The sequence below is a fragment of the Shewanella sp. SM71 genome (genome assembly GCF_025653905.1).
GTDB classification, from domain to species: domain Bacteria; phylum Pseudomonadota; class Gammaproteobacteria; order Enterobacterales; family Shewanellaceae; genus Shewanella; species Shewanella oncorhynchi.
Window position 1 is genome coordinate 154222 of sequence record NZ_JAKKRW010000002.1, and the last position, 11667, is coordinate 165888.

10 protein-coding genes and 1 pseudogene are annotated in these 11667 nt (G+C 43.7%); 4 read left to right on the forward strand and 7 right to left on the reverse strand.

Annotated elements, in window-relative coordinates; translation table 11 throughout:
• Positions 1–30: 30 nt before the first annotated feature.
• The 3 genes from L5L97_RS03165 to fccA form a co-directional block, all read right to left on the reverse strand.
• Entirely contained in the window at positions 31–768 is a 738-nt protein-coding gene (locus tag L5L97_RS03165; protein WP_263181984.1) for a dienelactone hydrolase family protein, read from the reverse strand.
• A 68-nt stretch (positions 769–836) separates the two neighbouring features.
• On the reverse strand, positions 837–1826 hold the full coding sequence (locus L5L97_RS03170; protein WP_105250073.1) for a 2-hydroxyacid dehydrogenase: 990 nt from the start codon (positions 1824–1826) through the stop codon (positions 837–839).
• A gap of 257 nt (positions 1827–2083) precedes the next feature.
• The gene (gene fccA, locus L5L97_RS03175) at positions 2084–3877 is read right to left on the reverse strand and encodes a fumarate reductase flavoprotein subunit FccA (RefSeq protein WP_263181986.1); all 1794 of its coding nucleotides are present in this window, start codon (positions 3875–3877) and stop codon (positions 2084–2086) included.
• 497 nt (positions 3878–4374) lie between these two features.
• On the opposite strand from fccA, the gene L5L97_RS03180 reads away from it, so the two are divergent.
• The 4 genes and pseudogenes from L5L97_RS03180 to L5L97_RS03195 all read left to right on the forward strand — a co-directional run.
• Entirely contained in the window at positions 4375–4785 is a 411-nt protein-coding gene (locus L5L97_RS03180) for a hypothetical protein (protein WP_105250071.1), read from the forward strand.
• Positions 4786–4790: 5 nt separating this feature from the next.
• The gene (locus tag L5L97_RS03185) at positions 4791–5360 is read left to right on the forward strand and encodes a class I SAM-dependent methyltransferase (protein ID WP_263181987.1); all 570 of its coding nucleotides are present in this window, start codon (positions 4791–4793) and stop codon (positions 5358–5360) included.
• 30 nt (positions 5361–5390) lie between these two features.
• Positions 5391–5681, forward strand: coding sequence for a hypothetical protein (locus tag L5L97_RS03190; protein ID WP_105250069.1), 291 nt, complete (start codon positions 5391–5393; stop codon positions 5679–5681).
• Between the two features lie 27 nt (positions 5682–5708).
• Positions 5709–6491, forward strand: a pseudogene (locus L5L97_RS03195) (serine hydrolase domain-containing protein); the annotation flags it as partial.
• A gap of 314 nt (positions 6492–6805) precedes the next feature.
• Here the strand turns inward: L5L97_RS03195 and L5L97_RS03200 are convergent.
• The 4 genes from L5L97_RS03200 to yjjX all read right to left on the reverse strand — a co-directional run bounded on the left by L5L97_RS03200 (position 6806) and on the right by yjjX (position 11528).
• A complete protein-coding gene (locus tag L5L97_RS03200) occupies positions 6806–7051 on the reverse strand; it encodes a hypothetical protein (protein WP_263181989.1) in 246 nt (81 codons plus the stop codon).
• A 161-nt stretch (positions 7052–7212) separates the two neighbouring features.
• Positions 7213–9675, reverse strand: coding sequence for an ankyrin repeat domain-containing protein (locus tag L5L97_RS03205; protein WP_263181990.1), 2463 nt, complete (start codon positions 9673–9675; stop codon positions 7213–7215).
• 238 nt (positions 9676–9913) lie between these two features.
• Positions 9914–10963, reverse strand: a complete 1050-nt coding sequence (locus L5L97_RS03210; protein ID WP_263181992.1) for a bifunctional helix-turn-helix transcriptional regulator/GNAT family N-acetyltransferase — start codon at positions 10961–10963, stop codon at positions 9914–9916.
• Between the two features lie 4 nt (positions 10964–10967).
• Complete coding sequence (gene yjjX / locus L5L97_RS03215) at positions 10968–11528, reverse strand: inosine/xanthosine triphosphatase (protein WP_263181993.1); 561 nt, start codon at positions 11526–11528, stop codon at positions 10968–10970.
• Positions 11529–11667 lie beyond the last annotated feature (139 nt).

Here is an 11667-nt window from a genome sequence, read left to right on the forward strand (position 1 = left end):
ATTTAATATTTTTTATGTTTAATTTATAAACTAGTGCAGTATTCTTTGAAAAAACGCTATCGCTTGCAGGTACATTTGCAGTGCGAGTGCGGGATCATAGCGTTCGCCTTCATCACGCATAAAGGCGTGTTGGGCGTTGACTTCAAGCCAAGTAAAGTTACGGTTCAGCGCCATTAATTGCTGGTGGATTAACACTCGGCCTTCCGCAGATACATGGGGATCTTGCTTACCAAACACTAACACTAATTCCCCTTTAATATCACCGCTGCGGCTCAGTGAGTCATTGCCGTAGGCGCAGGGCAGGGTGTTGGAGTGAATGTCGGTTGGATAGAGGCAAAATGCACCTAAAATAGCGGGGTTGAGTGCGGCGCGGTAGGCTAAGTGGCCGCCGATACACACACCCATAGAGCCAACTTTGCCATTGCAGTAAGTTTGTTGAGTGGCAAAATCGATCAGTGCTTGGGTATCGCTATCGTGGTGCTCTAGGGGTTTGGCAAATTTATCGGCGTTACCTTTATCTTTACCTGATTCATCATAGGCCAGCACAGTGCCTAAAGGATTCAGTTCATGGAACACTTCGGGTACTAACACCACAAAACCGTGGCCAGCAAGAATAGTGGCGGTGCGGGCGATGGGCGCAGTTTGCTGAAATATCTCGGAATAAAAGATGATACTTGGGAATATTCCCTGTGCTTCTGGGCGATAGATATAGGTGCGCATTAGCCCTGAAGGTGTGGAGATATCCTGAATTTCCTGAGTCACTAACATATTTATATTCCTCTATGAGGCTTCAAACGTTGAAGCCTCACTTTAGCAGTCAGGATTTTATCTGTCAGTTAAAACAATTCGTTACCTGAGAGTTCACCGGCACATAGTGCTTTTATATTGCTCAAGGTCGTTTTGGCAATGGCGCCTAGGGCTTCTTCGGTGAGGAAGGCTTGGTGACCCGTGAAAATCACGTTATGGCAGGCTGATAAACGACGGAATACATCGTCTTGAATAATTTCATTCGATTTGTCTTCGAAGAACAGGCCTTTTTCGTTTTCATATACATCGAGCCCAAGCGAGCCGATTTGTCCCAGTTTTAATGCTTCCATTGCGTCGAAAGCATTGAGTAAACCACCGCGGCTGGTGTTGATCACCATGACACCGGGTTTCATCTTGGCGAAGCTGGCTTGGTTTAGTAAGTGACGGTTATCCGCGGTCAACGGGCAATGCAAGCTGATGATATCGCTGTTGGCATAAATAGAGTCGAGATCTTGATATTCAACATTCAGCGCGATGACAGCCGGATTGATAAAGGGATCGAAGGCAATGACTTTACAGCCAAAACCGAGCAATACCTTGATGGTTGCTACGCCGATTTTACCTGTACCAATCACGCCGACGGTTTTGCCGAACATGTTAAAGCCGACTAAGCCTTCGAGGGAGAAGTTGGCATCGCGGGTGCGTTGGTAAGCTTTGTGGATTTTTCGATTCAGTGTCAACATCAGTGCGACTGTATGTTCGGCCACGGATTCAGGAGAATAAGCTGGTACGTTAACGACTTGCATGCCTAAGCGTTTAGCGGCAACTAAATCGACGTTGTTAAATCCAGCGCAGCGCATGGCGATAATTTTTGTGCCACCCTTAGCGAGTTCGACCAGAACTTCTTCACAGAGTGAATCGTTGACGAAGGCGCAGACAATTTCAAAACCTTCGGCAAGCTTCACTGTTTGCATGCAGAGGCGATAATCGAAGTACTCAATTTGTGCACCAAACGCAGCATTTGTGCGGTTAAAGTGCTGCATGTCGTAATGTTTCGCGCTAAAAAATCCAATTCTCATTTCAGTCACCTAACGGGTTTGCTGATGTAATTATCTGGCAAAGAGTGTAAGTGAGTTAGGGCTTTTTGTCCTTAGCCTTAGAAAATTCCCCTTTAAAAGAGTGAGCTTTATCATCAATTGGGAATAAAAAAGCGAGCCCCTGACGGCTCGCTTATTGATTGACTGCTTTTACTTGAAGTGTTCAAGCTAGGGCTCTCATATTGAAAGTCGTACTATATGAGCTGAGGGTTAGTCCTTTAACCCTCCGTTATTGCATTTTACTTTTTGTCTTTAGCGTATTTAGCTGCAGATGCACCCGCGATACGGCCATAAGTAACGATATCGGAAATAGCATTACCACCTAAGCGGTTAGCACCGTGAACGCCACCTGTGACTTCACCTGCTGCATATAAACCATCAATAGGCTTGCCCGTTTTTTCACTCTTCACTTCGGCTTTAGTATCGATCACAACACCACCCATAGTGTGGTGAACTGCTGGCGCGATTTCGAGAGCGTAGAAAGGTGCAACAACTAATTCACGTGGTAAATCAGGACGTTCAAATTGAGCATCTTTACCTGATTTAACAAAGCCATTATAAGCTTTCACTGTTTTAGCGAGTTCAGCCGCTGGAATATCTAACTGTTTAGCCAAATCTTCAATCGTTTTGCCTTCTTTAACAATGTTCAGGTGCACATAGCCTTCGATGGCTTTTAAGCTCTTACGGATAGAGTCATCGAATACCAAATAAGCACTTTCGCCTTTTTGTTGCAGAATCGCGGCAGACGCTTTGTCACGGGTGGTGATTTCGTTCATAAAGCGGTTACCTTCACGGTTAACCACGATCGCACCGTTACCACGTACCGCTTCGGTGATCATCACACCACCAGCAGGTGAATAAGTAGGGTGAGCTTGAATAAACTCTAAGTCGCGAGTTGCCGCGCCCGCTTGCAATGCCACGTCTAAGCCATCACCTGTAGCACCTGGGTGGTTAGTCGCTTTAAAGCCTTTTAACTTAGGATCATACTTAGCTACACGATCGTTATTTTTCGCAAAACCACCCGCTGCGATAACGACAGCGTCAGCTTTGACCACGTAATAACCTGTGTATTCACCCTTCACTAATACGCCGGTAATTTTACCGCTCGCATCTTCAAGAATACGTACTACACGGCTGTTTAAGCGGATGTCAGTACCACGTTTCACTGCATTGTCCCATAGAACTTGTGCTACGTGTGCACCCACGCCAGCGCCGCCTGTTGGACGGTGACTACGGTTAACACTTGCGCCACCCATACGACCTACGTCAGTCATATCGGCACCCATAGAGGTTAACCAATCGATAGAGTCTGATGAGTTGTTGGCTAAGGTTTTGACTAATTCAGGATCGTTAATATTGCGACCACCTTTCATGGTGTCGTCGATCATGATTTGTTTCTTGTCTGCGATACCTAGTTTAGCCTGTGGCTTAGTTTCTGCAGCGTTCATACCGCCAGCAGCAAGTTTAGTGTTTCCGCCTGGGATAGGTTCTTTTTCAAGCAGGATAACTTTAGCGCCTGCATCACGGGCTGAAACGGCTGCAGCAAGACCTGCACCACCTGAACCTATGATCACGACATCAGTGGTTTCTTTTGCGCCAGCGGCAATGGCTTTATCTTGAGCAGCTTTGTCTGCATCAACAGGCACAAACTTACGTTCCCACTTGCCACCGTAAGGCATATCGAAGCCGAAGCTGTGACAAGCATCGCAATAGGTGACTGATTTTTCATGACCTTTATGGCAGCTAGTACAAGCAATTTCGCCAATTAGGTGAGATTTATGGGGTGATACTTTATCTTTAGGTGCAGCGGCGGCCAGTTCTTTTAAATCACCGTGGCAGCTAACACACTGAGCATTTTCATGGGTAAGGTTGTCGTTGGTGACGCCACCTTTGTCTGATACGTGGCAGCTGTCGCAGCTACCCATTTCACCGTGAAAATCGGCTAGCACTTCTGGTGCTGCATAGGCAGTACCTGCCATAGCGCCAGAGATCAGCATGGCTAGTGCTGTTTTTTGAATATTTCTTGTGAACATGATAGTTCCTCCGCCGTACATTCATCTACTTAATAAGGGTTATTCATCTGGCGTGATATTTATTTTTTACGCAGCTCACGCACTGTTAGAGCATTCTCCATTTGCAAATTTAGCACTATCTAAAGAGGTATATGTGTGTTCAGATCACATAACCTTTGTTACAGCGAAAATAACATATTTAAAATGTGCAATCGGATGGGAAATATTAATGAAGTTGAGACTAATCACTGCTTCAATACGGTATAACATGCGTGAGTTAACATATTGAATGGATTGATTTTAACTTTATAAAATAAAAATGGCATAAATTATGGCTTTGGTGGTGTGTTTTATCTATTTGTATTTTATAGATATTATAATTTAATCTTGTATATTGAGGAGATGGCTTATTTATTTTTATATATTCTATAAATAATGTTATTTCAAAAGCCTTTATTGTATAAAATTATATTATCATTTTAATTAAATGTTACGCAATTGATTCTTAAGGGGTTGTAATGCACAAACAAGGCATATCTGAAAAACGTTTTTGGTTTCAACGTTTGAGTAAAACCAGTTTAAGGGCATTACATATTTTAGGGATAGTAGGTGTTGGTGGTGGCATTTTATTAGATGTAAATAAAGTGCAATGGTTGAGTTATTGGTATCTCGCGATGACGACGGGCAGCATATTAATGTTGTGGGAAATCGCACGGGATTGGCGCTGGCTGATCCAGCTTAAGGGAGTGTTAACTTTAGTAAAAATAGGCTTGCTTGGCCTGTTTGTGCCGCTGGCTCATTACAAACCTGAGCTGTTAATCGTGATACTTTTTTTGTCAGTGATCGTGTCCCATGGTCCTGCAGGGCTCAGGCATTATTCTATTGTGCATCGTCGGCAAATTGACTCGAAAAAAGAAATTAAGGGCTAATTGATATGTCTGTAACCCATACGTCAACTTTAACGCCTGCCGCGTTAATCACAGAGTTCGCTTGGCCTAATCCATCTGTGTCTAACTTAGACTTGAGTTGCTTCGATGGACTTAAGGTGCTCGATCTTGCATGCGGTTCTGGGCGTAATGGTTTGTGGTTTTTAGCGCGAGGGGCTGAAGTGACTTTTATCGATCGAGATTTGTCCGCCATGTCACACATTGATCAGGCTAATGCTTACAAATTACAAAGGGATTTAGAAGCAGAGGCAGGACCATTATTGCCGGTTGAAGAGTACGATATTGTCTTAGTATTTAATTATCTGCATCGCCCATTACTGCCACAAATTGCTAAGGCGGTTAAGAGAACAGGCCTTATCGTCTATGAAACCTTTACAACGCAACAGGCGCAGATAGGTAGGCCACGCAACCCAGATTTCTTACTTACTGAAAATGAACTCAAATCAGTGTTTGCTAACTGGCAATCTTTACATTACTTTGAAGGTCGATTATGTGATCCGCAGTCCACTCAAAGCAGTTATAAAGCCCAGTTGATTGCGCGAAAACCTACAACGTAAATTTATTGATTGAGACTCAGAGGTCGTAGGATGTTTCCCTATCCAGAGCAATATCGCATTGCAACGCCGCCGTTGACGACCGCCTTTATGGTGGCGTGGGCTTTATTCAGTCACAGCTTATTTTCCGATGCAAACCCTGTCGCACTCTATCCGCTGTTAGCGCTATTTCCCTTGGTGATTGGATTACATTTATATTTGATTTTGTTAGCAAAAGGAATGGGGCGACTCGATCAGTGTTTCTATGCCTTAGTGCATATCCCTCTGGCGTTTGTAGTGTGGACATTCACTATTATGCACGTGAATGGTAACGCTTTTTCTTAAATTCGCCTGACGTTTTAGAGAACTACAAATAAGGCGATAAAAGGCATGGATGCAGGTGTAAATCCAAGTGCGGATGCACTTAATCCCAGTCGATATGACGCGCGGGTTACGCTGCACCAACTGCTAACTCATACATCGGGTGTCGATAAACTGGGTAAGGCCAATCGATTCGAGCCGGGTAGCCAATTTGAATACTCCAACTTCGGTTATTCACTGCTTGGGCAAGTGCTTGAGAAGGTCAATCACCAATCCTTTGCCGAGCAAGTGGCGCAGTTTGCAACGCGATACCAGCTTAATGGCCTGAGTGCTGAGCTTGGCAGTATTGAGACTATTCGCGCCAAAGTGCCTTCACTTGCCGTAGGTTTACAGGAAAGCGAGGTGATTGCCCCTGCTGACTTAGTGCTTGATGAAGCTTTGTTGCCCGCAGGGGGATTAATTACCTCAGCGCCAGCTTATGCCGCCTTTCAGCATCTATTACATTCTGGCAAGTTGATGAGTGCAAAGAGTTATCAACGGATGACAACGGCGTATACCGAGATCCAATTCTTATGGCCGAATATGCGCTATGGCTATGGGGTGAGGATCAATAAGGACGATGGCCTCGTCGAATACAGTCATACGGGCTATTTATCTGGCTATATGTCGATGACACTACATTATCCCGAATTTAATTTGGATCTGGTGATGCTGGAAAATCTATCGCTAAATCTTAATGATCGCGCTCGAGTATTTGAACTGCATAATCAGATACGTCAAATCATTCGTAGCCAGTTACTGCTTGTTAAAACATCACTTTCACCAGTGATTTGAGTAAACTGACTACTGACATAAGTGCTCTTATGCTGATATTAAGCACGGTACTTTGGTACTTAAAAGATTACTAAGATATAGTTTCTGCGGGAGATAATGGCTACTATCTCCCGCGTTAAGGGAATAAATAGAGTCTTTTACTACTTAATGTCGCCATATTTAATTGAATCACGACTATCTGTTTCATATATCATTTCATATTCATAGTTCAATGAGTCTAACAAGCTAATTATATAATCTTCGGATTTAATTCTTTCGTATCCAGGAAAATCTTGGTGGAAAATGATACTCAATAACCAGCTTCATTCAGGTTTTTATGGTGCGAAAGTATTTTCATCAAGATCTACATTGGGGAATAATTTAATGAATGTGCCTGTCTCTTTATTTAGATTCCAATGGTAATGTTTTATCCTGAATGGTAAAAAACTCTCAAGCATAGTAGGGTTCTTAGCTGTAGATGTTTTTCTATCTATTAATGCTAGAAATTCTTTGAGTTTATTATGAATTGTTTTTTCATCTTTACTTGTTGATTTTATAACAAATAGTACTTGATGTTTCATATGGTTGAATCTCCTCATTGAATAGATTTTATCGGCACTGGTGTCTTTTAAAGAGCCATTTTCTTTAGTTAAGGGTGTAAGTTTGTTAGCTAACAGAGAATTTAAACTCTATTTTAATGATTAACGTCCCTAACAAAGAGACGTTAATCTGTGACTTACATTTACCAAAAGCGCTTTCTAAGTGCGGTCTCGATATCAATCTCAACCCTAAAGTACTGCAAAATAGTCCAAACTGAATCGACTAAGGCTTCGGTAAGCGCTGGATAATCATCCTCGATAATTTCGTTAATTTCTTCGACGGTTTCATCGATATATTCCTGAACACCTTCCTCAAATTCGGCCTTTGTCGCTTGATTGCGGAAAAAGCTAAAGTTGTCGAGCTTTTCTATCAATTGATCAATAAGGACTCTCACCGAATTGAGTTGTTCAACTGTGATCGTCGGATCGGTGGCGATCAGTTTAAAAAAGCTCTGCACTTTGGTTTTGAGATCGAATAGCGTTGGGATTTGATCTCGATTTGCCGCCGCATTACTCACCTCTAATTTGGTTTGCTTGACGGGCGCAGGTGTCACATTCACCTCAGATGCTTGCGGATTGGCCGTCATAGGATCGGCATTGCTCGAAGCTGTTGCTGGTATTGCGCGATTGTGGGCTATGGTTGTGGGGGCTGGCGGTATCTCGCGCCCCAGTGTTTGTAGCAGGCGGCGCTGGAAATAGCTTTGCGGCAGGGCTTTGCTGAGTGCTTGCTCAAGCTGAGTTTCACTGTAGGAGGCTATCTGCAGCAGCGCTTCGAAAATCTCTTTATATTCTTGCTCAATAGCCGCTATTAGCGGGCTATTGTCGAAGCTATTGGTCACGGTTAAGTCGGCGCCATATTGCTGCAAAAGTCTTAAGATCCGCACCGCCGTTGATTCAAAGCGGGGGAACTCGATTGAACTGCCGCCTATCACAGCGCAAAGGGCTGGCGTGGTGTCTTCGGCATTGATGGCATTGGGGTTGGCGCCATGTTCGAGTAGCGTCTCTACGCAGGACTGTGCGCCGTAGTAACTGGCGCACATTAATGGCGTAAATTGCTCATCTACTGAGAATTCTTCTAACTTTGCTCCATGGCGCAGTAATAGTTCTACGGTTTTTCGCCGCATAGGGCCGGTAATTTCATCCCACCAGTAGGTCGAAATCGCCTTGTGTAGAATGGGCGAGTTATCGTGACCGCAATGGGTAAAAATATCCCCGCCTTGGTGAATGAGCCATTCAAGTAGTTGGCTTCGACAGGAGATGGCCGCCGCGGACACATAGTTAGTGTTGTAGATATTGGTGAGGCTTAAATCCAGCCCCTTGGTGAGCAGATATTCCATCACTTGGATAAGCGTTGCTTGATCTTCTTTCCCTGAACCACGCTGGCAGAGAGTGAGTAAGGTTGGTTCATCCACCGCCCCAAATTTTTTATTGATATCCATACCATATTGCAGGAACAGATCGAAAAACTCGGGCAGAAAGGTTTTCTTTTCGACCATTGGATAAACCAATAGTCGTAAATTCGACCAGACTAACATCTCATAGGATTTACCCGTATTCACAAATTCGGCATTTGGATTAGCGCCATATTTGAGCAACAGTTCAAGGGCTTGGTAGATGTAACTCCGTTTATTCGGATCGGTAAATTGGGCATTATTAATATATTGGTTGAGCAAGGGTGAATGGTCGGCATCAGGCGGTGTCATCCTATAGATGCGATTGATATCGACGGTGGCCTTAATCAGTTTTTCGATAATCCTAAGGTCAAATTCTGAGATCAATGCCGCATAGACCAAACTTTTGGCGTGAGAATCGGCTTTGAGCTGCGGATAATGGTCTAACAGGTATTCAGTGTAGTTTTGCGCTTTAGCGTAAACGCATAGTTCGAGTAAATTAGCATCATCCCAGAAGCTGCTATCGTTGGCCATAATATAGCGTGACTTTTTAAATGCAGGGAAGCGTTTAACTAAGGGAGAAAATGTTTCTACTCCACAAAATTCGCTCGAAGAAATAATGTTTTCAATTAGGCTTAATTTGCCAATGTCTAATGGGATATCTTTATTAATGATATGCAGGAACAGATCTTTATTGCGTTCATCATATAATATTTCTAGTGGGTGATTTAATTCACCATTAGTCCAAAAGCTCACCGGTTTATTGATATCTAAGTTAGCTGCAAGTAGAAGGTCGATCATGTCTCTACGTTGATGGTCTTGATAGATATATTGCGGATTAGGATGAAATAGATAGTTGAGCCAGCAATTACTATATTGATTTTGAAAGTAAAGATTGGCACTAGAGTCTAGGTATAGGGTAACGAGTTCTGAGTTGTTATATTCAATAGCCGAATGCAAGGCACTGAAACTATTACATTCAATTTTAGCGCCTTTGCTGAGCAAGTATTTTATAAGCACTAAATCGGACTGAGGACTGCAAGATAGGGGAACTAATATATTGCAGGGCGAAATATTGAGATCAATAAAGTTGAGATCTCCACTATCGGCAAGAAATTGATCAACTTTCTTTATTTTAGCCGAGGTCGAAAGCGTGTTATCTAGGCATATTTCCCGAAGTGTGAGTTTCTTATCACTAAAAATCCAACTGAGCATAATGTTCCCTATTTAATGCCGTTAACAAAATGGTATCAAACGCCTTTCAATTTATTAAAAATTGAGTGAGGTAAATTGCCATATTTTAATGCATTTAAGTTAAGAAAAACTATGCCCTAAGACTGATAATTAAAATCATCTTGCTGAATAACATTTGCTGATACAAATTGATAATGCCAAACAAGTTTAATCATGGCTGTTTGGCATTGTTACTTTGATTGGAATTCTGCTTCATATCCTATTGATTAAGATCTAGCTGCATCGGCATTTCGCAGGCGTCGTGGCCTGTGTTCCCTAGGGGAGTTGACAGATGTACAAAGCCTAATTTCTCATAGAGTTTTACGGCTTCATTTAGTACAGCGGTGGTTTCTAAATAGCAGCTTTGATAACCCGTTTCGCGGGCGAAATCGAGTGCCATTAACGCTACGCGTTTTGCGAGTCCTTTGCCGCGGATTTCTGGCATAAAGTACATTTTTTGCAGTTCGCAGACGCCATCATTGTTAGCTAAAGGCGCAATACCGGCGCCGCCTAAAATGCGGCCCTCTAATTCAATAATCCAATAGTTGGCGCCCGCTTGGGAGTAAATCTGGCTTAGGCAATCTAAGGTCGGGTCCGCCACGCTATAGCCTTTATCCGCGGTTAAGCCGTATTCGGCCGAAACATCGCGGATGACTTTGGCAATTGCGGCATCATCTTGGGCTGTGGCTTGGCGAATGTGGCAACCACTTTGCTGCTTGGCGTTATGTACGGCTTGGTTATATAACACGAGGGCCTCTTCGATTTGTGAAGTTTGCAATGGAGTCAGTTGGGCTAAGATCCCTTGGAATAATTGATTCTGCTGAGTATCCAATTTAACGAGTAACTTCTTACCCGCAGGTGTCAGTTGCACAACTAAGCAGCGACTGTCCCGTGGGTGCACCTGACTCTGGGCAAGATGTTTATCGATCAAATGCTTGATAGCGCGGCTCGCATTGGACTTATCAATGCTGAGTTTGCTTGCAAGCTCTTTGATGGTCAGGGGCTGCTTGCCTATCTCAAACAGGGCATGGGCTTGCACGGGCGAAAGGGGTAAATCCCCAAAGGCGGCGTTGAGCATGCCTAAATTTCTCACCAGATAGCGAGACAAATGCCTGAGTTGGGCGGATGAGCCTGACTCAGTCGTTTGCTTAGTTTGAGTCACAGGCTTCGCGGGATCTTGAGCCAATGGTGCGTCTGTTTGAGCCATAGTCGAATAGGTTTGGTTGCATGTCACAACTAAGTTAGCGGGCTTTAATTCCTCTTGCAACATATTACTAACAATCTACTGTGTAAATATCAGGATTCAATAATGGCGTCATGGCGAGAATAATCGCTTGGGTGTAATTACTTTCACGGGTCGCATGGCCGTGGGTGAGTAAACCTATGGCACCGCCTTTTTGCTTAATATTGATTGTATTGAACAACCTATCCATGACATCCCCGAGTTCTTCCCCCGCTTCTAATGCTCGATAAACTTGCATTGGTAAAGGTAAAATCGCACTGCGGCCAATGGCAAGCTGGTCTTTATGGCCAATCGCGATATAGGCGAATGTGGCAGGGCCAAAGTCGAAACAATCGACACCGCCTTCCATCGCAAAATAGTAGTCGGCTTTAGTCTCTTGCGGGTCCTGCTGTTGACAATAGCGCACCCGATTGATCGCCCCTTGGCGAGTGTCGAGATCTGTCATTGGCTGCGCCGCAACACCAGAAGGGGCATCCATACCGCTGGCTTCTATGATGCTCTCAGGGAACAGCTGTGCCATGGCGTTAGTTGCCGCGTTGATTTTTACTGGGTTTTTAGAACCCACTTTTATCTTAATAATGTTTTGTTGCATATAAGTTATTTATTTTGGATTTTAATGTGGACGCTCGTTTGAATCATTGCTTAAATGGTCTGAGGTGTCTAAGTGTTTGGGTTTTCTATTCTGCCACAGTCGTCGGCGAAGCTCAGTAAAAAAGCCAACAGTAGGGGAG

Bases quoted from the DNA above. Each gene is read 5' to 3' on its own strand.
- L5L97_RS03165 (WP_263181984.1), bottom strand. From the start codon at position 768: ATGTTAGTGACTCAGGAAATTCAGGATATCTCCACACCTTCAGGGCTA.
- L5L97_RS03170 (WP_105250073.1), bottom strand. From the start codon at position 1,826: ATGAGAATTGGATTTTTTAGCGCGAAACATTACGACATGCAGCACTTT.
- fccA (WP_263181986.1), bottom strand. From the start codon at position 3,877: ATGTTCACAAGAAATATTCAAAAAACAGCACTAGCCATGCTGATCTCT.
- L5L97_RS03180 (WP_105250071.1), top strand. From the start codon at position 4,375: ATGCACAAACAAGGCATATCTGAAAAACGTTTTTGGTTTCAACGTTTG.
- L5L97_RS03185 (WP_263181987.1), top strand. From the start codon at position 4,791: ATGTCTGTAACCCATACGTCAACTTTAACGCCTGCCGCGTTAATCACA.
- L5L97_RS03190 (WP_105250069.1), top strand. From the start codon at position 5,391: ATGTTTCCCTATCCAGAGCAATATCGCATTGCAACGCCGCCGTTGACG.
- L5L97_RS03200 (WP_263181989.1), bottom strand. From the start codon at position 7,051: ATGAAACATCAAGTACTATTTGTTATAAAATCAACAAGTAAAGATGAA.
- L5L97_RS03205 (WP_263181990.1), bottom strand. From the start codon at position 9,675: ATGCTCAGTTGGATTTTTAGTGATAAGAAACTCACACTTCGGGAAATA.
- L5L97_RS03210 (WP_263181992.1), bottom strand. From the start codon at position 10,963: ATGTTGCAAGAGGAATTAAAGCCCGCTAACTTAGTTGTGACATGCAAC.
- yjjX (WP_263181993.1), bottom strand. From the start codon at position 11,528: ATGCAACAAAACATTATTAAGATAAAAGTGGGTTCTAAAAACCCAGTA.